Origin of the sequence: Sagittula sp. MA-2, from assembly GCF_030126985.1 — a bacterium.
GTDB lineage: Bacteria > Pseudomonadota > Alphaproteobacteria > Rhodobacterales > Rhodobacteraceae > Sagittula.
This window is the reverse complement of sequence record NZ_CP126145.1, coordinates 1,696,249-1,719,279: the sequence shown is the minus strand read 5'-3', so window position 1 is coordinate 1,719,279 and position 23,031 is coordinate 1,696,249. Positions and strand designations below refer to the sequence as shown.

18 protein-coding genes and 3 pseudogenes are annotated in these 23,031 nt (G+C 66.1%); 16 read left to right on the top strand and 5 right to left on the bottom strand.

All coding sequences use genetic code 11. The annotated features are described in order from the left end of the window. Positions 1-583 precede the first annotated feature (583 nt). From QNI11_RS08575 to QNI11_RS08515, 15 genes and pseudogenes are all read left to right on the top strand, one after another. Positions 584-2,284, top strand: a complete 1,701-nt coding sequence (locus tag QNI11_RS08575) for a peptide ABC transporter substrate-binding protein (RefSeq protein WP_100926932.1) — start codon at positions 584-586, stop codon at positions 2,282-2,284. Between the two features lie 424 nt (positions 2,285-2,708). Next, positions 2,709-2,970 (top strand): annotated as a pseudogene (locus tag QNI11_RS27720) (ABC transporter permease); the annotation flags it as partial. Positions 2,971-3,089: 119 nt separating this feature from the next. Then, positions 3,090-3,818, top strand: a pseudogene (locus QNI11_RS08570) (ABC transporter permease); the annotation flags it as partial. After that, a complete protein-coding gene (locus tag QNI11_RS08565) occupies positions 3,811-4,809 on the top strand; it encodes an ABC transporter permease (protein ID WP_100926935.1) in 999 nt (332 codons plus the stop codon). The pseudogene QNI11_RS08570 and the gene QNI11_RS08565, both read left to right, overlap by 8 nt. 60 nt (positions 4,810-4,869) lie before the next feature. Then, positions 4,870-5,385, top strand: a complete 516-nt coding sequence (locus QNI11_RS08560; RefSeq protein ID WP_283983098.1) for a DUF1697 domain-containing protein — start codon at positions 4,870-4,872, stop codon at positions 5,383-5,385. A gap of 25 nt (positions 5,386-5,410) precedes the next feature. Further along, positions 5,411-5,857 (top strand): hypothetical protein, encoded by a 447-nt coding sequence (locus QNI11_RS08555; RefSeq protein WP_100926937.1) that lies wholly within the window; start codon positions 5,411-5,413, stop codon positions 5,855-5,857. A gap of 97 nt (positions 5,858-5,954) precedes the next feature. Continuing rightward, positions 5,955-7,082: a carboxylate-amine ligase gene (locus QNI11_RS08550; protein WP_283983097.1), complete on the top strand. Its 1,128-nt coding sequence runs from the start codon at positions 5,955-5,957 to the stop codon at positions 7,080-7,082. Between the two features lie 468 nt (positions 7,083-7,550). After that, positions 7,551-8,687, top strand: a complete 1,137-nt coding sequence (locus QNI11_RS08545) for a glycosyltransferase (protein ID WP_283983096.1) — start codon at positions 7,551-7,553, stop codon at positions 8,685-8,687. 239 nt (positions 8,688-8,926) lie between these two features. Next, complete coding sequence (locus tag QNI11_RS08540) at positions 8,927-9,184, top strand: GlsB/YeaQ/YmgE family stress response membrane protein (RefSeq protein WP_283983095.1); 258 nt, start codon at positions 8,927-8,929, stop codon at positions 9,182-9,184. 87 nt (positions 9,185-9,271) lie between these two features. Then, positions 9,272-10,309, top strand: coding sequence for a sodium:calcium antiporter (locus QNI11_RS08535; RefSeq protein ID WP_100926940.1), 1,038 nt, complete (start codon positions 9,272-9,274; stop codon positions 10,307-10,309). Between the two features lie 148 nt (positions 10,310-10,457). Then, positions 10,458-11,597: an acyl-CoA dehydrogenase family protein gene (locus tag QNI11_RS08530; protein WP_283983094.1), complete on the top strand. Its 1,140-nt coding sequence runs from the start codon at positions 10,458-10,460 to the stop codon at positions 11,595-11,597. Between the two features lie 73 nt (positions 11,598-11,670). After that, positions 11,671-12,702: pseudogene (locus QNI11_RS27650) on the top strand (enoyl-CoA hydratase/isomerase family protein); the annotation flags it as partial. A gap of 30 nt (positions 12,703-12,732) precedes the next feature. Then, complete coding sequence (gene mmsB, locus QNI11_RS27645; protein ID WP_306418229.1) at positions 12,733-13,605, top strand: 3-hydroxyisobutyrate dehydrogenase; 873 nt, start codon at positions 12,733-12,735, stop codon at positions 13,603-13,605. A gap of 84 nt (positions 13,606-13,689) precedes the next feature. Continuing rightward, positions 13,690-14,046: an excinuclease ABC subunit A gene (locus QNI11_RS08520; protein ID WP_283983092.1), complete on the top strand. Its 357-nt coding sequence runs from the start codon at positions 13,690-13,692 to the stop codon at positions 14,044-14,046. A 138-nt stretch (positions 14,047-14,184) separates the two neighbouring features. Continuing rightward, a complete protein-coding gene (locus QNI11_RS08515) occupies positions 14,185-14,388 on the top strand; it encodes a DUF2892 domain-containing protein (protein ID WP_100926944.1) in 204 nt (67 codons plus the stop codon). 40 nt (positions 14,389-14,428) lie between these two features. Here the strand turns inward: QNI11_RS08515 and QNI11_RS08510 are convergent, their stop codons facing one another. Together QNI11_RS08510 and uvrA are read right to left on the bottom strand one after the other, a co-directional pair. Next, positions 14,429-15,463 carry a patatin-like phospholipase family protein gene (locus tag QNI11_RS08510; RefSeq protein ID WP_283983091.1) on the bottom strand — a complete coding sequence of 345 codons (1,035 nt, stop codon included), beginning with the start codon at positions 15,461-15,463 and terminating at the stop codon, positions 14,429-14,431. 92 nt (positions 15,464-15,555) lie between these two features. Further along, entirely contained in the window at positions 15,556-18,435 is a 2,880-nt protein-coding gene (uvrA, locus tag QNI11_RS08505) for an excinuclease ABC subunit UvrA (RefSeq protein WP_100926946.1), read from the bottom strand. 155 nt (positions 18,436-18,590) lie between these two features. Between uvrA and QNI11_RS08500 the strand changes: the two genes are divergently transcribed. Next, positions 18,591-18,950: a rhodanese-like domain-containing protein gene (locus QNI11_RS08500; protein ID WP_283983090.1), complete on the top strand. Its 360-nt coding sequence runs from the start codon at positions 18,591-18,593 to the stop codon at positions 18,948-18,950. Between the two features lie 54 nt (positions 18,951-19,004). Here QNI11_RS08500 and QNI11_RS08495 read toward each other — a convergent pair whose 3' ends face one another. The 3 genes from QNI11_RS08495 to QNI11_RS08485 form a co-directional block, all read right to left on the bottom strand. Beyond that, positions 19,005-20,093, bottom strand: coding sequence for an ABC transporter ATP-binding protein (locus tag QNI11_RS08495; protein ID WP_283983089.1), 1,089 nt, complete (start codon positions 20,091-20,093; stop codon positions 19,005-19,007). Between the two features lie 21 nt (positions 20,094-20,114). Beyond that, positions 20,115-21,749, bottom strand: coding sequence for an alpha-glucosidase (locus QNI11_RS08490; protein ID WP_283983088.1), 1,635 nt, complete (start codon positions 21,747-21,749; stop codon positions 20,115-20,117). A gap of 95 nt (positions 21,750-21,844) precedes the next feature. Next, the gene (locus tag QNI11_RS08485; RefSeq protein ID WP_100926949.1) at positions 21,845-22,996 is read right to left on the bottom strand and encodes a carbohydrate ABC transporter permease; all 1,152 of its coding nucleotides are present in this window, start codon (positions 22,994-22,996) and stop codon (positions 21,845-21,847) included. Between the last annotated feature and the right edge of the window lie 35 nt (positions 22,997-23,031).

The following is a 23,031-nucleotide window of genomic DNA, read 5'->3' as shown; positions in this document are numbered from 1 at the left end:
CCGGGCGCGCCCGGATGCCCTTTCCGGCGCCCCGCGCGAGACTGTGGAACAAGGGCCGCAGCGCCTCCGTGCAGCATGCCAAAAAAAGGGGCAAAGCCGAACGGTTTCAGGCGGCGCCGGACAGCCCGCCAGACGGCCCGCCGCCCGGTCCAGAAACCGCACGAAATGCCATCGCGCCCGCCCGGCGCGGCAATCCGCCGCTGAAAGACCCATGCCGCCAATGGCTTAACCCGGGGCACGCACATGCCCCGACAGGCCGCCCAACCCTTTTTCCATTGCCCCGAAGGCCGCCCCGGACCCAAGCGAGACAGCCCGCCGCCGCACAACCCTCAGCGAAATCAATCCCCTGCACGGGCAGCCCGCGCCACGTCCTTCCCCCCGACCCTTCCCGAATGCGTCCGGGATGCCCTTAGGCAATGCTTGCATTTTGAGCATCCGCGGGTTTCGATGGACCGGCACAGGGGGCGAATTCGGGGCACGGGTCTTTTTCGGGTTGAAACGGACCTGACCGGATGAACAGCCTTCCCGGCATCAACGAAGCGGACCGGACATGATGCCGGTCCCGACCAACATGGAGTGAAACATGACCCTGAAATCCCTGATGATGGGTGCCGCGGCCGTGACAGCTCTCGCTGCCCCCGCGCTCGCAGAGCGCGGCGCGGACGGCGAGGTGAAGATCATCTACTGGCAGGCCCCGTCGATCCTGAACCCGTTCCTCTCGGGCGGCACCAAGGACGTCGAGGCCTCGTCGATGATCATCGAGCCGCTGGCGCGCTACGACGAAACCGGCACCCTCGTGCCCTGGCTCGCAACCGAGATCCCGACGGTCGAGAACGGCGGCGTCTCCGAGGACCTGACCCAGATCACCTGGAAGATCAAACCGGACATCGTGTGGTCGGACGGCACGCCCTTCACCTCCGCAGACGTTAAATTCACCTACGAATACTGCACCCACCCCGAAGGCGGCTGCGCGCAGCTGACGAAGTTCGAAGGCGTGACCTCGGTCGAGACGCCCGACGACCTGACCGTGGTGGTGACCTTCGGCGAAGCGAAGCCCGTTCCCTACGGCCCCTTCGTCGGCGGTGAATCCCCGATCCTGCAGAAGGCCCAGTTCGAGAACTGCGTGGGCGCCGCGGCCTCCACCTGCACCGAGCAGAACTTCAACCCGATCGGCACCGGCCCCTTCGTGGTCGAAGAATTCAAGCCGAACGACGTGATCACCCTCTCGGCCAACGGCAACTACCGCGATCCGGCCAAGCCGGCCTTCGCCACCATGACCTTCAAGGGCGGCGGCGACGCTGCGGCAGCGGGCACGGCGGTCATGGAGACCGGCGAATTCGACTACGCCTGGAACCTCCAGCTCGCGCCCGACGTCATCGCCGAGATGGAAGCCGGCGGCCAGGGTGTCGCCGTGGCAGGCTTCGGCCCGCTGATGGAACGCATCATGATCAACAACACCAACCCCGACCCGGCGCTTGGCCCGGACGAGCGGTCGGTGATCCGTCCGCACCCGTTCCTTGGCGACCCGGCGGTCTACAAGGCGATGTCCATGGCCATCGACCGTCCGCTGCTGGTCGAAGTGGGCTACGGACAGGCCGGCAAGGTGACCTGCTCCTGGGTGCCCGCACCCGAACCCTTCGCCTACCAGAACGAGGACTGCGGCACGCAGGACATCGAAGGCGCCAAGGCGCTTCTGGATGAGGCCGGCATCGTCGACTCCGACGGCGACGGCATCCGCGAGAAGGACGGCGTTCCGCTCTCGATCCTCTACCAGACCTCGACCAACGCCGTCCGCCAGGACTTCCAGGCGCTGATCAAGGAGTGGTGGGAGCAGATCGGCATGGAAGTCGAACTGCGCAACGTCGACAGCTCCGTGTTCTTCGGCGGCGACCCGGGCTCCCCGGACACCTTCCAGAAGTTCTACGCCGACGTCGAAATGTACGCCAACACCTTCAACGGCACCGACCCGCAGGCCTACCTGGGCAACGGTCTGTGCGACAAGGCTCCGCGTCCGGAAACCCAGTGGCAGGGCGAGAACATCTCGCGCTTCTGCGACGAGGAATACGACGCGCTCTGGAACGAGCTGTCGCAGACCGCCGACATGCAGAAGCGCCAGGAAATCGGCCGCCAGCTCAGCCAGATGGCCTACGAGAAAGGCGCGATGATCCCGCTGGTGCACCGCGGCCGCCTCTCGGCACACTCCAACAGCCTTGGCGGTGTGAAGCTGAACGTCTGGGACTCCGAGCTGTGGAACGTCGCAGACTGGTACCGCATCGAACAATAAGTTCCTGATCGCGCGCCCGTCCCGTTTCGCACGGGGCGGGCGCATTCCTGAAGACACGGAAGGGATCGCCGCGCCGATGGATGACAACCGGAGCCTCGACCGCAGCCTCTGGACCGACGGCATCGACGCCTTCGCGCCCCGCCTCGCCGGCGATGCGACGACGCTCTTCCCGCAGATGGGGTCCCCGATGCCGCGCGACGCCATCCTCTCATCGCCGATGACGAAGACCGCCCTCCACTGGACAGACGTTGACATGCAAGATTGCCACCGGCACAGGCCGGGCGATGCCAGCCTCCGCACACGCGGCACCACGGGACACCGTCCCGGCGCCGCCCCGTCTTACACCCTGTGCCCCTTTGTCCGGTCCCGTGCCGGCGCTGCGGGATGCACCCACCTTCACCAAAGCCCGACAGGGGGATAAGCGTTGCTCACCTACGCCACGCGACGGTTGATCCTCTCGATCCCGACGCTCATCTTTATCAGCTTCATCATCTTCATGCTGTTGCAACTGGCCCCGGGCGATCCGATGGCCCAGGTGCCGCTGACGGTGCCGGACGAGGTCAAGCAGAAGATGCGCGAGGCGCTCGGCCTCGGCGAACCGCCTCTCGTCCAGTACTGGAAATGGCTGGTCCAGATCTTCTGGATCGAACCCAAGGTCTTCATCGACTGGATGTTCGGCACGCAACTGGCCTGGCACTGGGAAACCCCCACCTTCGCGCCGACCGAAACGCTCCTCGCCTCCATGCAGGAAGCGGGCCGCGTGCGCGAGGTCAACGGCGAGATGCAGTTCTGGGTGCCCGAACAGCGCAACATCTCGTGGCAGACCCGCTCGCCGGTGATGGACATCATCATCCAGCGCATCCCGCAGACCCTGTGGGTGGTGGGCGTGGCCTACGTGGTGGCGATCCTGATCGCGCTGCCGGTGGGCATCTACTCCGCCTACCGCCAGTACTCGGTCTTCGACCAGGCCGGGACCTTCGTGACGATGATCGGCTTCTCGATCCCGCCGTTCTTCACCGGCCCGCTGCTGATCGTGCTGTTCTCGGTGCAGCTCGGCTGGTTCCCCTCGATTTACGACACGACTCACGTCGTGAACGACTGGGCCAGCTTCAAGATCCAGCTTCAGCAGATGATCATGCCGGTCATGGTGCTGGCGCTGCAGATCACCGCGCAGCTCTCGCGCTACATGCGTGCCTCCATGCTCGACAACCTCGGGCAGGACTACGTGCGCACCGCCCGCGCCAAGGGCCTGTCGGAGGCAATCGTCGTCAACGTGCACGTGGTGCGCAACTCGATGATCCCGGTGGTCACCGTGATCGCGCTCGGCATCCCGTCGATCTTCGGCGGCGCCATCATCACCGAGAACGTGTTCAAGGTGAACGGCATCGGCCAGCTCCTGATCACGGCGCTGTTCGCCAACGATCTGCCGATGGTCATGACGCTGACCTTCATCTTCGCGGTGCTCATCGTGCTCTTCAACCTGATCGCCGACATCCTCTACGGCGTGCTCGACCCGCGGATCCGTTATGACTGAAAGCCCACAGGACGATGTAATCCTCGCCGAAGGCCCCGCCGCCATCGAGGCCCTGAAGGACACCGGCCCGACAAAGCCGCCGCGTTCGCGCGGCAAGGACGTCTGGGACCAGTTCCGCAAGCACAAGGGCGCGATGTTCGGGCTGGGGTTCCTGGTCTTCATCACGCTCGCCGTGCTGATCGGCCCCTACATCTACACGGTCGACCCGCAGAAGCTGGACATCCGCAACAAGGACATGCGCCCGATCTACACCGCGATCTGGGACGCCGATGCCAAGGTCTCGTGGGAGAAGCCGCTCGGCTCCGACCAGCTCGGCCGCGACAACCTCGCCCAGATGCTCTCGGGCGGGCGTGCGTCCATGGCCGTGGGCTGGGCCGCGATGATCCTCAGCCTCGTGATCGGCACCGCCATCGGGGTGATCGCCGGCTACTTCAAGAGGCTGGACGGCCCGCTCATGCGCCTGACCGACCTCTTCCTGTCGCTGCCGATCCTGCCGCTGCTGCTGGTCGCCGTGACGCTCTTCCGGCAACCGCTCAGGGCCAACTTCGGGCCCGAGGGGGGCATGTTCATCCTCATCGTGACGGTCATCGCCGTCACCTCGTGGATGCCCACAGCCCGCATCGTGCGCGGCGACATCCTCGCCATCAAGGAACGCGAGTTCGTGCTGGCTGCCCGCTCCATCGGCACCTCGCCGTTCAAGCTGATCCGCCGCCACCTGCTGCCCAACGTGCTCTCGCCGATCATGGTGTCCGCCGCCCTCGGCCTCGCCACGGCGATCATCACGGAATCGGCGCTCTCCTTCCTCGGCGTGGGCTTCCCCTCCGACTTCCCCACCTGGGGCAAGATGCTGGCCGACGCCGTCCAGCGGATGGAGCGGTTCCCCGAACGCGTGATGCTGCCGGGTGTCGCCATCTCGCTGACGGTTCTCAGCGTGAACTACCTGGGCGACGGCCTGCGCGACGCGCTGGACCCGCGCATCCGCGGCCGCTGACATGAAACCGGGCCGCCCTCCGGGGCGGTCCGCCAGGACCACGCTCAGGGAACCGACCACATGCCCGCCTATGCCGCCTTCCTCCGCGCCGTGAACGTGGGCGGCACCGGCAAGCTCGCGATGGCCGACCTCAGGCCGCTGACCGAAGGCATCGGGGCCCGGAACGTCCAGACCTACATCGCCTCCGGCAACGTGGCCTTCAGCCATGACGCAGCCGCCGCCGACGTGCAGTCCGCGCTGGAAAAGGCGCTGCACGACCGTGCCGGCAAACCCGTGGGTGTCCTCCTGCGCACCCTCGCCCAGCTCGACGCGCTGACCGCCGGCACCCCCTTTCCCGACGCGCCCGGCGACAAGGTGATCTGCCTCCTGACCGACGCCCCGATCCCCGCCGCCCCCGCCGCGGACGCCACGCACCACACCGCAGAGGACATTCGCCCCGGTCCCGGCGCGCTCTACATCCATTACCCAGATGGACAGGGCCGCTCGCGGCTCAGGCTGCCCGCGATGACAGAAGGCACCGCCCGCAACCTGAACACCATCCGCAAGATGCGCAGCCTTCTGGCCGAAAGGAGCTGACACGGAACACCGCCGGGACATCGACATGACGTTCGAATTCAGTCTGCACGACGACCGCAACCTCGCCTTTTTCAGGATGCCGGCGCAGATCAGCGTCTCCGGCTGCGCCGACCTGCTGCGGCGCTACGTCGAGGACCCGCGCTTCGACCCGCGCCGCAACATGCTCACCGACGCGACCGGGGTGACAGAGATCGACGCCAGTTTTCTCAGCATCATCGTCGCGGTCGAACGGCTGGCACCGCTCCTGCGCCGGTTCCCGGAAAAGGCCGACAGCGTGCTGCTGGTGGCCTCCGGTCACAGCTTCGGCATGGCCCGCATGATGCAGCAGGTGGTCGAGCCGGTCAGCACCCTGCGCTTCCACATCACCCATGACGTGGCCGAGGCGCTGCACCTCGCGGGCCAGCCCGACACCGACCTCGACGCGCTGAACGCCGCCCACGCCGCTTCCGCCTGCCCCACGCCCAACCCTTGAGCGGGCGCAGGCCCGGCACTACCATCCCACCGCACAAGCGGAGACCGGCCCGATCGCACAAGCGGAGGCAGCCCCACCGCACCAGCGGAGACAGCCCATGGCGCAACCGGCCTTCACCATCGGCATCGAGGAGGAATACCTCCTTGTCGACAGCGACACCTGCGCATTGGTCGAAGCGCCCGAAGCGCTGATGACCGCCCTCTCCGAGGATCTCGAAGACCAGGTCTCGCCCGAGTTCCTGCAATGCCAGGTAGAGATCGGCACCCGGCCCTGCGCCTCCGTCGACGCGGCCCGCGACGACCTGCGCCGGCTGCGCGCCACGGTGTCGGAACACGCCGCGCGCCACGGCCTCTCGCCCATCGCCGCCTCCTGTCACCCGCTGGCCGACTGGAAAACGCAGACCCACACCGACAAGCAACGCTACAACGAGCTCGACCGCGACCTCGGCGGCGTGGTGCGGCGCATGCTGATCTGCGGGATGCACGTGCACGTCGGCCTCGACGACGACACGCTGCGCGCCGACCTGATGCGGCAGGCGAGGTACTTCCTGCCCCACCTGCTGGCGCTCTCCACCTCCTCGCCGTTCTGGCAGGGCGAGGACACCGGCCTCGCCTCCTACCGCATCTCGGTCTTCGACAACCTGCCCCGCACCGGCCTGCCGCCGCAGTTCCAGTCCTGGCAGGAATACGAACGCTCGGTGCAGGTGCTGATCGACCTCGGCGTGATCGAGGACGGCTCGCGCATCTGGTGGGACCTGCGCCCCTCCGCCGCGTTCCCGACGCTGGAAACCCGGATCATGGACGTGCAGCCGCGGCTGGAACACGCGCTGACGCTGGCGGCCATCTCGCAATGCCTGATGCGGATGCTCTGGCGGCTCCGGGTGAAGAACCAGCGCTGGCGGATCTACGACCGCTTCCTGATCGAGGAGAACCGCTGGCGCGCGCAGCGCTACGGCACGACCGAGGGGCTGATCGACTTCGGCCGGGCAGAGATCGTGCCCTTCCCCGAACTGGTCGAGGAGCTGATCGACCTGCTGGAGGAAGACGCGGGCGTCCTGCAATGCACCGGCGCGCTGCACCGCGCCCGCGACATCGTTTCGGGCGGCACCTCCGCCAGCCGCCAGCGCGCGGCCCTCGCCGACGCCAGGGCCCGGGGCGCCGACCACAACGGCCAGATGCGCGCCGTGGTCTCCCACCTGATCGAGGAATTCCACGCCGACCTCTGACCCGCCCCCCCGATCCACGAAACGGCCCCCCCTTCATCTTGGTCCAAATACCTCGGGGAGCGCGAGGGGCAGGCCCCTCGCACCCGCCGCCGACACGGGCGCACCGCCGGGCAAGGCGACCATCCACGGGCAAAAATGACGCAACGTCATGCAAAAGATGAACGCCGCGGGCCTCGCGCAACACCCCGTCGTCTGCCGCCAGGCCCGAAAAGTTACCAACCGGCCGGGAATCGGGGTCCAAACGGCCGGTTCGCCCCTTAACGCCCGCCCGTGAAAGATGAATCCGCGTTAACCCGTGGTGGTCCCGTGGAGGCAGCGCCACAACACCTTGAAGCGTACGGTGCGATAACCCCACCGCGCGCTCCGGAAACCCTTTCCGGCGCCGAAACCAACGTGAAGGGCGTGCGCTGCCCTTGCCCGCGCGCCCGCCAGAGGCTACGCCCGACACGCAACCATCCGGGATTGATCATGAAAGTCGCCATCGCCACCTCCGACTACTTCGTCCCCGGCGAGACCTTCATCAACCGCCACATCGAACACATGTTCGGCGGCAACACCTGCGTGATCTGCGGGCGGCACAACGGGCAGGACCCCTACGGCAAGCCGCTCTTCGTGCGCCGCGCGAAACTCTCGCTGGCCGACACACTGACGGCACCGTTCCATGCCGCCTCCGGCGCACTGCTGCACGGCACTTCCCGCCTGCCCTTCGGCGCCGGGCGCAAGGCCTTGGCGCGATTCCTGAAGGATGAGCAAGTCGATGTGATCCTTGCAGAATTCGGCACGCAGGCGCTGGTCGTCGCCAGCCTAGGCAATGACCTCGGGATCCCGGTCTTCACCTATTGGCGCGGCACCGACGCCTCGAAAATGCTGACCTCTTCGCAGCGCGTGCGCTCCTACCGGCTGATGATGCCGCGGCTCGCGGGCATGTTCTCCGTCAGCCAGTTCCTGCTCGACAACTTGGCGAAACACGGCGTCTCGCACCCCAATGCCCACGTCGTGCCCTCCGGCGTCGACATCCGCCGCTTCACCCCCGGTCCGAAGACCCCCGGCAGCTTTCTCGCCGTGGGCCGCATGGTCGAGAAGAAGGCCCCGCAGGTCACGCTCCGCGCCTTTGCCGAAGGCGCGCGCGGACGCGAGGCGCATCTGACCTTCATCGGCGACGGCCCCTTGCTGGACGACTGCAGGACCCTCGCGCAAACCCTTGGGATCGCGGAACAAACCACCTTCACCGGCGCGCTGCCCCATGACGCCGTGCGCGAAAAGCTGCACACGACGGAGGTCTTCCTCCAGCACTCCGTCACAGCGAAGGACGGAAACACCGAAGGTCTGCCCACCGCCATCCAGGAGGCGCTCGCCTCCGGTTGCATCACCCTCTCCACCCGCCACGCGGGCATCCCGGAGGCGGTGGAGCACGGTGTGAACGGCCTCCTGACCGACGAGTGGGACGAGGCGGATTTCGCCCGGCGCATCGCCCAGATCCTCGACATGCCCGACCGCAGCGACATGGCCCGCGCCGCCCGCGCCACGGCCGAGGCGAAGTTCGACAATGCCAGGGGCCTCGCCCGCGTCGAGGACGTGATCACCCGCACCGTCGCGCAGGGCTGACCCGCCCACGGCACCGGCCGCGTCTTGCGGACGGCACGCGGCACGGGAAAGCCCTGCATCGCCCAGATCACGCGCCCCCGCGCCCCCGGCCCGACCCACTCTCCGACAAACATCGCCAGCCCCACCCGGCAGGAAAACCGAACGGACACGGGAACAACAGGCCGGGTCCGTGTGTTTGTGTGTCAGAGGCCGGGATATCCCCGAGCCATATCCCGCACCGTCCATCAAGGAGGACCCCCATGACCGGACTCGGTTGGTTTGCAGCCATCATCGTCGGCGGTATCGCTGGCTGGCTGGCAGAGAAGTTCATGAAATCCAACATGGGTATCATCATGAACATCGTTCTCGGCATCGTCGGCGCGATCGTGCTGAATGCTATTCTCGTCGCCGTTGTCGGCGGCACGCTCGGCGGCTGGATCGGCCAGCTGATCATCGGTTTCATCGGCGCCTGCCTGCTGATCTGGATCGCACGCGCCCTGCGCGGCCGACACGCCTGACATTCCCCTGACCAAAGACCCCGGGCCGCCCCCCAAAGGCGGCCCGAACTTTATGGCCCCGCCGGCCAAAGCCCATAGAAAGACCCGATGCTCGAAGACGTTTCCCTGCCGCTGCTCCTGCTGATCTTCGCCATCGCTGCCGCGGCAGTCATCGGGGCTTCGATCCGGGCCACCCACCTTGCCGACATCATCGCAGACCGCACCCGCATGGGCGAGGCCCTGGCCGGGGGGCTGATCCTCGGCGGCGCCACCTCGCTGGCCGGGGTGGTCGTCTCGATCTCTGCCGCGTCTTCCGGGGATGCCAGTTTCGCCGTCTCCAACGCCGTGGGCGGCATCGCGGCGCAGACGCTCTTCCTTGCCATCGCCGACCTCCTGCACAAGCGGGCCAACCTCGAACATGCCGCAGCCGAACCGGCGAACCTGTTCCAGGCGGTGCTGCTGCTGATCCTGCTGTCCCTGCCCGTGGCCGCCATGGCCGGGCCGGACGTGTCGTTCTTTGCCGTGCACCCGGTTTCCGCCATCCTGTTCCTGACCTACCTCGCGGGTGTGCACCTTTCGGCCAAGGTCAGCGAGGAACCGATGTGGAGGCCGGTGGAGACCCGCGACACCCGCCACGACGAACCCGAACCGGACAGCGATCCCGACAAGTCGGTCCTGAAGCCCGCGCTGACCTTTGCCGCGCTTGTCGCCGTCATGGGCGTTGCGGGCTGGGTCATCTCGCAGGTGGGCGCCACCTTCATCACGCGGTTCGGGCTGGCCTCCTCGCTGGTCGGGGCGCTGCTGACCGCCGTCGTCACCTCCCTGCCGGAATTCGTCACCACGCTTGTCGCCGTCCGCAAGGGCTCGCTGCAACTCGCGGTGGGCGGGATCATCGGCGGCAACACGTTCGACACGCTGTTCCTTGTCGCCGCCGACGTGGCCTATCGCGACGGGTCCATCTATCACGCCGTGGGGATGAACGACCTTTATTGGCTGGCGACCGGCATGCTGATGACCGCCGTCCTGCTGGCCGGGCTCATCCTGCGCCAGCGCGAAGGACCGGCCCGCATCGGCATCGAAAGCGTGCTGATGATGGCGATCTACGCCAGCGCCGTGACGGTCGAGGTCTTCTCCGGCTCCGCCTGACACGGGCATTAATGCAGGATGTTAGCGCCCGACGCGCCGCCGTGACGGCAAATGCGCAAAACGGGTTTGCGTCTCCGCCACTTGCAATCCTGTGCCGCCTCGGGCTCAATCTGAACAAGCGTTCATTTCAGCCGGGAGGAGGCCGACAATGGATTTCGCGCTGACGGAAGAGCAAACCGCGATCTTCGACATGGCGTATGCCTTCGGGCAGGAGAACATCGCCCCTCACGCCCGCACATGGGAAAAGGACGGCACGATCCCGAAGTCGCTCTGGCCGCAACTGGCCGAGCTGGGCTTCGGCGGCCTTTACGTGAGCGAGGAGTCGGGCGGCTCCGGCCTGTCGCGGCTCGACGCCACGCTCGTGTTCGAGGCGCTGTCGATGGCCTGCCCCTCAGTCGCGGCGTTCCTGTCGATCCACAACATGTGCGCCCGGATGATCGACAGCTACGCCTCCGACGACTTCAAGGCGCGCGTGCTGCCCAAGGCGCTGTCGATGGAAACGGTGCTGTCCTACTGCCTGACCGAGCCCGGCTCCGGTTCCGACGCGGCGGCACTGAAGACCCGCGCGCAAAAGACCAACGAAGGCTACGTGCTGAACGGGACCAAGGCGTTCATTTCCGGCGGCGGCTACTCCGATGCCTATGTCACCATGGTCCGCACCGGCGAGGACGGACCGAAGGGCATCTCCACCGTCTATGTCGAGGACGGCACCCCCGGCCTCAGCTTCGGCGCGGCAGAGGACAAGATGGGCTGGCGCTCGCAACCCACCGCGCAGGTGCAATTCGACGACTGCGCCATCCCGCACGACAACCTTATCGGCGAGGAAGGCAAGGGTTTCCGCTATGCCATGGCGGGCCTCGACGGCGGGCGGCTGAACATCTCCGCCTGCTCGCTCGGTGCGGCGCAGACCGCGCTGGACCTGACGCTGCAATACATGTCCGAGCGCAAGGCCTTCGGTCAGAGCATCGACCAGTTCCAGGCCCTCCAGTTCCGCCTCGCCGACATGGAGATCGAGCTTCAGGCCGCGCGCACCTTCCTGCGGCAGGCTGCGTGGAAGCTGGACACCGGCGCGCCGGACGCCACGAAGTTCTGCGCCATGGCGAAGAAATTCGTGACGGAGGCCGGGTCCCGCACCGTGGACCAGTGCCTGCAACTGCATGGCGGCTACGGGTATCTCGCCGATTACGGGATCGAGAAGCTGGTCCGCGACCTTCGCGTGCACCAGATCCTTGAAGGCACGAACGAGATCATGCGCCTGATCACCGCCCGCCATATGCTGGCCGGCTGACGAGGGCGCGCCCCTCTTCGGGGGGCATCGCACATAACGGGCGGACAGGGCCTTGCGCCCTGTCCCGCCCTCCATGCAAGGACCGCCATACGTCATGTCTGACACCCACATCCGCACCGAAGGCCATGCCGGCCGCATCACGCTGACCCGGCCCAAGGCGCTGAACGCCCTCTCCTACGCCATGTGCCTCGACATCGAACGGGCGCTGGACCGCTGGCGCGACGACGAGAGCGTGCACTTCGTGCTGCTGGACGCGGAGGGAGAAAAAGCCTTCTGCGCGGGCGGCGACATCGCCGAGATGTACCGCACGGGGACCGACGGCGATTACGACTACGGCCGGACCTTCTGGCGCGACGAATACCGGCTGAACGCCAAGCTGGCAGAATACCCGAAACCCATCGTCTCCTTCATGAACGGTTTCACCATGGGCGGCGGCGTGGGTCTTGGCGGGCATGTCTCGCACCGCATCGTGGGCGACAGCACCCGGATTTCCATGCCGGAAACGGCCATCGGGTTCGTGCCGGACGTCGGCGGCACCTACCGGCTGGCGCGGGCCCCCGGACGTCTGGGCGAGTACCTCGGGCTGACCGCATACCGCATGAATGGCGCCGACGCGATCCACGCCGGCTTCGCCGACACCTACATCCCGGAGGACGCCTGGCCCGTCCTGAAGGAAAACCTCGTGCACACCGGCCTCGTGGCGCAGGTTGAGGCAGCAGCCCAGCCGGTGCCCGACAGCCCACTGGCCGCACGACAGGCGCAGATCGACGACCTGTTCGGCGGAGAGACCCTGCGCGACGTGCTGAACGCGCTCAGGAACGATCCGTCCGACTTCGCCGCCGACACGCTGAAGACGATGGAGCGCGCCTCTCCCCTGTCGATGGCGATGACACTCGAGATGATCCACCGCCTGCGTGGCCCGTCCCTCACGATCCGCAAGGCGCTGGAACTGGAATACCGCGTCAGCCATCGGATCATGGAACACGGGGACTTCCTCGAAGGCATCCGCGCTGCGATCATCGACAAGGACAAGGCGCCGAAGTGGCGCCACGCGCCGGACGGCGTGACCGCTTCGGACGTCTCGAAGATGCTGCGCCCGCTGGGGCCTGACACACTCGACTTCAAGGAGAAAGCCATGCAGATCGCCTTCATCGGACTGGGCAACATGGGGGCGCCCATGGCGGCGAACCTGGCCAAGGCGGGCCACGCCGTCACCGGCTTCGACGTGGCGGGCACCGCCGCCGAGGGCGTGTCCAGCGCCGCCTCCGCCCCCGAGGCGGTCAAGGGAGCGCAAGTGGTCATCACCATGCTCCCCAACGGCGACATCCTGCGCGGCGTCGCGGCAGAGATCATCCCCCACATGCAGAAGGGCGCAGTGCTGCTCGACTGTTCCACCGTCGACGTGGACTCCGCCCGCGCGGTGGCCGAACAGGCGACGGAGGCGGGGCTGATGGCGCTGGACGCGCCGGTATCGGGCGGGATCGGTGGCGCGTCGGGCGGCACGCTTACCTTCATGGTCGGCGGACCGGACGAGGCGTTTACCATTGCGAAACCGCTGTTCGACATCATGGGTCAGAAGGCGGTGCATTGCGGTGCCTCCGGCAACGGTCAGGCCGCCAAGATCTGCAACAACATGATCCTCGGCGTCACCATGATCGCCACCTGCGAGGCCTTCTCGCTGGCCGACAAGCTCGGCCTCTCGCGGGAGGCGATGTTCGACGTGGTCTCCACCTCCTCCGGCTACTCTTGGTCGATGAACGCCTATTGCCCCGCACCGGGCGTCGGCCCGACCTCGCCCGCCGACAACGGCTACAAGCCCGGTTTCGCTGCCGACCTGATGCTGAAGGACCTGCGCCTCAGCCAGCAGGCGGCCGAAGCCGCGGATGCCGACACGCCGATGGGACAGGCCGCGACAGAGCTTTACCGCACGTTTGTCGAGGACGAGGACGGCAAGGGACGCGACTTCTCTGCAATGCTGCCACGCTTCGAGAAACGGCACCGCGGCTGATTTTTGCCGATCCGAAAAAGCCATGCAACGAAACGTCGAGGAAGCTGCGTTACGTCCCTGTTCCCACAGTACAGGAGAGCAGGAATGAAACGAATCCTCACCGCAACGGCCCTTGGCCTCATCACCCTGACCGCCCCGCTTGCGGCAAGCGCCGAAAAGGCCTGCCCCCCGGGTCTTGCCAAGAAGGACCCGGCCTGCGTGCCGCCGGGCCTTGCCAAGAAGATGCCGCAGGGCGGGAAGGCTGACAAGGACAAGGTATATTACGAGGTCCGCCGCGGTGAGCCGATCCCCGACCGTTACATCCTGCTGGAAAACCCCTCGCAGTACGGGCTGGACCCGAACCGGACGTATTACCACCTGGGCAATCAGGTCGTGCGCGTCGATCCGGACACCCGCGCCGTCCTGTCGATCATCGGTGCGATTGCCGAACTTTCGAACTGATGTCCCGCGGGGCCGCCTTCAAAGGCGGCCCCCTCTCTCATTTCATTTGCAGATTCTCGAAGTTGATCCACATCATTTCCCCGCGGAGCCCCGCAATCTAAGGCTTATTGCAGATCAATCTTTTGGGGGAAGTCTTCGATGTTCGCGAAAAACATGGGTCAAACCGACCGTATCGTCCGCGCCGTTCTGGGCGTCGTCCTGCTCATCCTCGCCTTCGCCACGCTTGCCGGGGTTTGGGCGTGGATCGCCGGGATCGTCGGCGTCCTGATGCTGGCCACCTCGGCCATGGGGTCGTGCCCGCCCTACAGCCTTCTGGGCATCAACACCTGCAAGACCAAGTAAGGATCAAAGCGGCAGGGGCGCGGCGCGCGCCCCTGCCGCCTCAGGACAGCGACGTCCTGACCCTCTCGTAGACCGGCTCCGGCGCGTCGTCGCCGCTGCCGCTGCCCGGCTCTTCCTCCGGCGCGATGCTGGGCGGAAGGCTGGAGGTTTCGCTGCCGTCCTTCGCGGACTCCGGCTTGGTGAACGCCGGCGTGGCTTCCGGCGTGACACCGGCCACCTCCATGATCCGGTCGCGCGCCTCCTCGGCGATGCGGCGGCCTTCGTCTATGGCGACATCTGCGCGGTAGAGTTCCAGCAATCCCATGGCGTTGAGAAGATCCGCCTGCAGCAGCACGTCCGGCGGATCGGAGGCCTCGCGCGCCTTGCGCATGAACTCCATCATGATCTCGATAGAGATGGTCACCACCTCGGCGTAACCGGGCACGGGCTCTTTCCGGGTCTGGGGCAGCAGCCCGCCGATGGTTTCCGGCAGTTGCGCGCCCAGCTTGTCCCACAAACCGGTAACCGGCTTCGGTTCCCACATCTTGCCGTGACGCGCGTCGGGGTGAACCGCTATTGTGCAGGTCGCGCCAAGCGCACGAACCGCCGAGGCCGGAACCGGGTTGATCAGCCCGCCGTCCAGCAGCCAGCGGCCATCCACTTCGGTCGGCGAAAAGACACCCGGGATCGACGCAGAGGCCCTGACCGCTTGTGCCAGATTGCCCTTCCGCAGCCAGATCTCGCGCCCGGTGCTCATGTCCGTGGCAACGGCGAGGAAGGGGCGCGGCAGGTCTTCGATGTTCTCCGGAAGCTCCAGCTCCTCCATCAGGCGGGTGACGGCCTTGCCCTCGATCACGCCGCCCCGGTCCAGCCGGAAGTCGAGGAACTTCAGGAACTTGCCTTGCGTCAAACCGCGCGCCCAGTCTTCGAGCGCGTCTAGCTTGCCGCCAGCCCAGGCCGCGCCGACCACCGCCCCCATGGAGCATCCCGCCACCACCTGGGGCTCCACGCCCATGTCCTCAAGCGCGCGCAGCACCCCGATGTGACACCATCCGCGGGCACCGCCCGCCCCCAACGCCAGTCCGAGAACCGTCATCGTCGCCTCCGTCAGATCCGCGCCCTACGCGGCGCATGGGTTCACCATATCACCTAGGGCGAAAATCCGGGTCGGCACGGCGCGCAGACCTGCTATTCGGCAGCCACCTTACGGGCTTCGAGCATCGGCTTCAGGTAGCGCCCGGTGTGGCTGCGCTCCACCTCCGCGACCTCCTCGGGGGTGCCCACGGCCACGATCTCTCCGCCGCCGTCACCGCCTTCGGGACCGATGTCGATCAGCCAGTCGGCAGTCTTGATGACGTCGAGGTTGTGCTCGATCACCACGACCGTGTTGCCCTGATCGACCAGTTCGTGCAGCACCTCGAGGAGCTTGCGCACGTCCTCGAAATGCAGGCCGGTCGTGGGTTCGTCGAGGATATAGAGCGTGCGGCCCGTGGACCGCTTGGCCAGTTCCTTCGACAACTTCACGCGCTGCGCCTCGCCGCCCGACAGGGTCGTCGCCTGCTGGCCGACCTTGATGTAGCCGAGGCCCACGCGCATCAGCGCATCCATCTTGTCGCGGATCGACGGCACAGCCTTGAAGAAGACCTGCGCGTCTTCGACCGTCATATCAAGAACGTCGGCTATGCTCTTGCCCTTGAACAGGATTTCCAGCGTCTCGCGGTTGTAGCGTTTGCCCTTGCAGGTCTCGCAGGTGACGTAGACGTCGGGCAGGAAGTGCATCTCGATCTTAATTACACCGTCGCCTTGGCACGCCTCGCAGCGGCCGCCCTTCACGTTGAAGGAGAACCGTCCGGGCTTGTAACCGCGCGCCTTAGCCTCCGGCAGACCGGCGAACCAGTCGCGGATCGGGGTGAAGGCGCCGGTGTAGGTCGCGGGGTTGGACCGAGGGGTGCGCCCGATGGGCCGCTGGTCGATGTCGATCACCTTGTCGAGGTGTTCCAGCCCCTTGATCGTCTCGCAGGGCGCGGGTGTCTGGCGCGCGCCGTTCAGCGCCATGGACGCACTCTTGAAAAGGGTCTCGATGGTCAGGGTCGACTTGCCGCCGCCGGACACGCCGGTCACGCAGACGAACTTGCCCAGCGGGAACTCGGCCGTCACCTCCTTGAGGTTGTTGCCGGTCGCCTTGACCACCTTCAGCTTCTTCTTGTTGCCCTTGCGGCGCTCTGTCGGGACGGCGATCTCGCGCGCGCCGGACAGGTACTGGCCCGTCAGGCTGGCGGGGTCGTTCTGCACCTCTTCGGGCGTGCCCTTGGACACCACCTGCCCGCCGTGCACACCGGCGCCGGGACCGATGTCAAAGACATAGTCGGCCTCGCGGATCGCCTCCTCGTCGTGTTCCACCACCAGCACCGTGTTGCCCTGATCGCGGAGGTTCTTCAGCGTGTCGAGCAGACGGGAGTTGTCGCGCTGGTGCAGGCCGATGGACGGCTCGTCCAGCACGTAGAGCACGCCGGTCAGGCCGCTGCCGATCTGGCTGGCCAGACGGATGCGCTGGCTTTCGCCGCCCGAGAGGGTCCCGGCGTTCCGGCTGAGGGTCAGGTATTCGAGGCCCACGTTGTTCAGGAAGCCGAGACGTTCGCGGATCTCCTTCAGGATGGCGCGGGCGATCTCGTTCTTCTGCTGGGTCAGGTTGGCGGGCACCGTCTCGCACCAGTCGAAGGCCTGGCGGATCGACATCTGCACCACCTGCCCGACGTGCAGCAGGTGCTCCTTGTCGCTGGACGGACCGATCTTCACCGCCAGCGCTTCTTCCCTCAGGCGGTAGCCGCTGCAGGCGCCGCAGGGACGGTTGTTCTGATACCGTTCGAACTCCTCGCGGACCCAGCTCGAATCCGTCTCGCGGTAGCGCCGTTCCATGTTGGGAATGACGCCCTCGAAGGTGCGGGTGACGTTGTAGATGCGGCCGCCCTCATCGTAACGGAACGGGATCTCCTCTTCGCCGGAGCCGTACAGGAAGACCTGCTGCACATGCGCCGGAAGGTCCTTCCAGCGGGCGTTCTTGTCGAACTCGTAGTGCTTGGCGATGGCGTCGATGGTCTGGATGAAATACGGGCTCTTGCCCTTGCGCCAGGGCGCCAGCGCGCCGTCCTTGATCTTCAGCGTCTGGTCGGGAACAACCAGCCGCTCGTCGAAGAACAACTCCACGCCCAGGCCGTCACACTCCGGACAGGCGCCGAAGGGGGCGTTGAACGAAAACAGCCGCGGCTCGATCTCCGGGATGGTGAACCCGCTGACCGGGCAGGCAAAATTCTCCGAGAACGTCATGCGCTCCGGCTCGCCTTCCTTCGGCGCGGTTTCCAGGATGGCGATGCCGTTGGCGAGGTCCAGCGCCGTGCGGAAGCTGTCGGCAAGCCGGGTCTGCATCCCATCGCGCACGACGACGCGATCCACCACCACGTCGATGTCATGGCGGAACTTCTTGTCGAGGGTCGGCGGCTCGTCCAGTTCGTAGAACGTGCCGTCCACCTTGACCCGCTGGAAACCCTGCTTGCGCAGTTCGAGGAACTCCTTGCGGTACTCCCCCTTCCGGTCGCGCACGATGGGCGCCAGAAGATAGGCGCGCGTTCCCTCCTCCATGTCCATGACCCGGTCGACCATGTCCTGCACCTGCTGTGCCTCGATGGGCTTGCCGGTGGCAGGCGAATAGGGTGTGCCGACGCGCGCGAACAGCAGGCGGAGGTAGTCGTAGATCTCCGTCACCGTGCCGACGGTCGAGCGCGGGTTCTTCGAGGTCGTCTTCTGCTCGATGGAGATCGCCGGCGACAAACCGCTGATGTGGTCGACGTCGGGCTTCTCCATCATGTCGAGGAACTGCCGCGCGTAGGCCGAGAGCGACTCGACATAGCGCCGCTGTCCTTCGGCATAAATCGTGTCGAAGGCGAGCGATGACTTGCCCGATCCACTCAGGCCGGTGATGACAACCAGCTGATCCCGCGGAATATCCACGTCGATCGATTTCAGATTGTGCTCGCGCGCGCCACGCACCTCGATCTGCTTCAGCTCTGGCATGGGGACTCCCCGGGTCGATGAACGTTTTAGACATAGTTGAAACATGCGCCCGGGCCAATCGGAAAATGAGAACATTAACCGAACATCAATGTCGCGCCTTTACATTCTAAAATCGGAATGTATATATTGCCGCAAGAGCACAGGAGACGCCGAAAATGTTCGCATTCAATCAACGCACCATGACCCCGGCGGGCATGACCGCAGCGGATGCGGTGGCACGCACCGCCGCAGGTGACATCGTTCTGGTCGATGTTCGCGATCCGTCGGAACTGGCATCCGGCGGCAAGGCGAAGGGCGCGATCAACATCCCCAGCGCGACGCTGATGATGCGCGCCGATCCGCGGTCGCCGGAATGTGTGCCCGAACTGAAGGACGGCAAGCCCATCGCCGTCTACTGCGCGTCGGGCGCGCGGTCGGCCATGGCGAAACAGATGCTGGAACGGATGGGCCATGCCGAGGTGCACAACATCGGCGGGCTGGGGCACTGGCGCCGCGCCGGTGGCGAAGTCGAGTAACCGGGGCGTGTCCCCGAACTGGTGCGCGGCACTGACGCGCCGCGCCCCTTAAATTCAGCGGTAAAGCAGCGACACGCCGTCCGCGAACAGGTGCACCTTCTCCGGCACTGCTGTCAGCGGCACGGTCTGCCCGCGCATTCCGACATGGATGCCCGGCAGCTTCGCGATGACTGCGTCCGAATCCTTCTCCGCCACGAAGTACAGCAGCGTGACCTCGCCGAGCGCCTCGGTGATGGCCACCTCGCCCGAGAAGATCGCCTCGCCCGTAGTCCGGGTGAAGTCCTCGGGCCGGATGCCGACCTTCACCTTCAGCCCCATGTCGCTGTCCTTCGTCGGCACGTTCGACAGCGCGGTTCCGCCGCCCTCGAGGCGCACGGTGGTCTGCTCGCCCGTGGCGATCACCTCGCCGGGCAGCAGGTTCATTGACGGGGAACCGATGAACTGCGCCACGAACTCGCTGTTGGGCCGTTCATACAGATCGAGAGGCGTGCCGACCTGCGCGATGCCCTTGTTGGCCAGCACCACGATGCGCGTGGCAAGCGTCATCGCCTCCACCTGATCGTGGGTCACGTAGATCATCGTTCGGTCCGGCATCGACTCTTTGAGCTGGGCAATCTCGATCCGAGTGGCGACCCGCAACGCGGCGTCCAGGTTCGACAGCGGTTCGTCGAACAGGAACACCTTCGGGTCCCGCACGATGGAGCGTCCGATGGCCACCCGCTGCCGCTGACCGCCGGACAGGGCCTTGGGCAGACGGTCCAGGTAGGGTTCCAGCTGAAGCATTTTCGCGGCGCGGTTCACCGCCTCCTCGATCTCGGCCGGGGTCTTCTTTGCCAGTTTCAGCGCGAAGGCCATGTTGTCGCGCACCGTCATGTGCGGGTAGAGCGCGTAGGACTGGAAGACCATGGCGATGCCACGCTGCGCGGGCGGCACGTCGTTGACCACCTGCCCGTCGATCTCCAGCGTCCCGCCGGTGATCTTCTCCAGCCCCGCGATCATCCTGAGCAGCGTCGACTTTCCGCAGCCCGACGGCCCGACGAACACGATCAGTTCGCCGGCCTCGACGTCGAGGTTGATGTCGTTCAGCACGTTGACCGTGCCGCCATACGTCTTTTCGACGTCCCTGAGTTTCAGTCCAGCCATGCCCCTCCCCCTTCTATCGCTTCAGTGCGTATTGCGCAGCGCAAGCGCAGGTTGCCACGGACCCAGATGCAGCTTGCCGTCCGGTCCCGGTGCGGCGCTGCCCAGTTCCTGCCCGATCTGGAACCAACTGCCTTCCGGCATCTCGATGTTCGACGGCTCGCCCGACAGGTTGATCGCCACGAAGATCTCCTCGTCGTCATGCTTGCGGAAAAAGTGCACGACGGTGCCGGTGTGGTCCATCCCGTAGTGTTCGCCCTTCTTCAGCGCCATGTGGCTGTGACGGAAGGCGATGGCCTTGCGATAGTGGTGCAAGAGCGCGCCCGGGTCTTCCTCCTGCGCCGACACGGCGGCGCGGATGTGCTCGAAGCTGACTGGCAGCCAGGGGTGGGCGTCAGAGAACCCGCCGTTCACCGCCTGCGCGTCCCAGACCATCGGCGTGCGGCAACCGTCGCGGCCCTTGAACTCCGGCCACATGGCGATGCCGTAGGGGTCCTGAAGGTCCTCGTAGGCCACGTCGGCCTCGTGCAGGCCCAGTTCCTCGCCCTGGTAAATGCAGACCGACCCGCGCAGGCACATCTGCAGGGTCGTCAGCGCCCGCAGCGCCGCCGGGGGCAGGTTCCAGCGCGAAGCGTGGCGCACAACGTCATGGTTGGAATATGCCCAGCAGGGCCAGCCGCCATTCGCCCGCTCGTCCACGTCGTTCATCACCTTCACCACCCGCTCGGCAGAGGGATAGGTGTTCGACAGGAACTCGAAAGAATAGCACATGTGCACGCGCTTGGTGCCGCGCGTGTACTCTCCCATGATCTCCAGCCCGCGCTGCGCGTCGCCGACCTCGCCCACGGCGGTCTTGCCTTCGTATTCGTCCAGCAGAGCGCGGAACCGTTCGAGGAAGGCGATGTTCTCGGGCCGGTTCTTCGAATAGATGTGCTCCTGGTGATTGTAGGGGTTCACCTTCGGCGCGATGGAGTCGTCGCGGCGTTCGGGCGGGAGCGGCGGGTTGGAACGCAGCTCCTGATCGTGCACGTAGAAGTTGATCGTGTCGAGGCGGAAGCCGTCCACCCCCCGGTCCAGCCAGAACCGCACCACCTCCAGCAAGGCGTCCTGCACCTCGGGGCAATGGAAGTTGAGGTCCGGCTGCGAGGTCAGGAAGTTGTGCAGGTAGTACTGTTCACGCGTGGTGTCCCACTGCCAGGCCGAGCCGCCGAAGATCGACAGCCAGTTGTTCGGCGGTGTGCCATCGGGTTGCGGATCGGACCACACGTACCAGTCGGATTTCGCATTGGTGCGCGACGACCGGCTTTCCACGAACCAAGGGTGCAAGTCCGAGGTGTGCGACAGCACAAGGTCGATCATCACCTTGATGCCGTGCAGATGCGCCGTCTCGACCATCGTGTCGAAGTCCGAGAGCGAGCCGAACATCGGGTCGACGTCGCAGTAGTCGCTCACGTCGTAACCGAAGTCCTTCATCGGAGAGGTAAAGAACGGCGAGATCCAGATCGCGTCCACGCCAAGGCTCGCGACGTGCCAGAGGCGCGCCGTGATGCCGTTGAGGTCGCCGATCCCGTCGCCGTTGGAGTCCTGGTAGCTGCGGGGGTAGATCTGGTAGATCACTCCGCCGCGCCACCAGTCCTTGTCGATGCTCGAGTCTGTCATTTTCTTTCCCTTTTCAGGCCCGGACGGCGTCCGGCGCCTTGTCGTGACCGGCCCGCGGCCGGGGCCCCGGTCCTTGTCCCGGGGCGGGTTTCATCTCATTTCACAGAGCCGGCCAGGAGGCCGCGCACCAGGTATCTCTGCATGGCGAAGAACACGACCAGCGGCACGGCGATGCTGACGAAGGCCGCGGTGGCGAGGATTTCCCAGTTGCCGCCGCGCGTCCCCAGCAGTTCGACGATCTGGTTGGTCATCACTGTGGTCTGGCCGGTGGCGTCGATCAGGAAGACCTTGGCCACCAGCAGATCGTTCCACGTCCAGAGGAACTGGAAGATCGCGAAGCTTGCCAGCGCCGGATAGCTGAGCGGCAGGATGATCTTGGTGAAGATCTGGAAGTCCGTCGCCCCGTCCACGCGCGCATTCTCGATGATGTCGCGCGGCAGCCCGGCCATGTAGTTCCTGAGCAGGTAGATCGCGAGTGGCAACCCGAAGGCCGTGTGCGCCAGCCACGTCCCGAGGTAGCCCTTGCCGATGCCGATCTGCAGGTGCAGCTTCAGCAGCGGGATCAGCGCCAGTTGCAGCGGCACGACCAGCAGGCCGACGACGAAGGCGATCAGCAGCGCGCGGCCCGGGAAATCCATCCATGCCAGCGCATAGGCCGCAAAGGCCGCCACCACGATCGGGATGATCGTCGCAGGGATCGTCACCGTCAGCGTGTTGAAGAAGGCCTTGGCCATGCTGTCGGTCGCGTTGCCGGAGGTCAGCACCTGCCGGTAGTTGTCGAGCGTGAACTCCGGCGGCACCAGTGCTGTGACGAACAGACGCTCGCCGCGGCGGCCCTCCATCGCGACGGGACTTTCGATGCGGTAGTCGCCGTTCTCCGCCACGGAGATGCGCATCTGGTCGTCCTCGGCCGTGTCGCCCGGTTCATAGGCCGCCACATCACGCGAGGACGTGCCCCAGGCCGAGATGTCCAGCCGGTCGCGGCCCTCCTCGTCAAAGAGGTTGCCGGCGATGACGTAGAGGTCGCCCTCCTGCACCTGCTGGTCCGGGGCCTTGGTGCGCAGCACGAGGTTCTGCTCGGCGGCGATGGGCGCCTTCCACCATCCGGTGGTGGCGATCTGGTCCGCCGTCCGGAAGGACGACACGAACAGCCCCACGGTCGGGAACAGCCAGAGCGCCACGATCACCACGACGGAGATGTTCACCGCCCATGTCAGCGACGACTTGTGTCCTGCGATATTGTCCATAACGAGCCCCTGCCCCTTTATCCCTGCGCGACCGT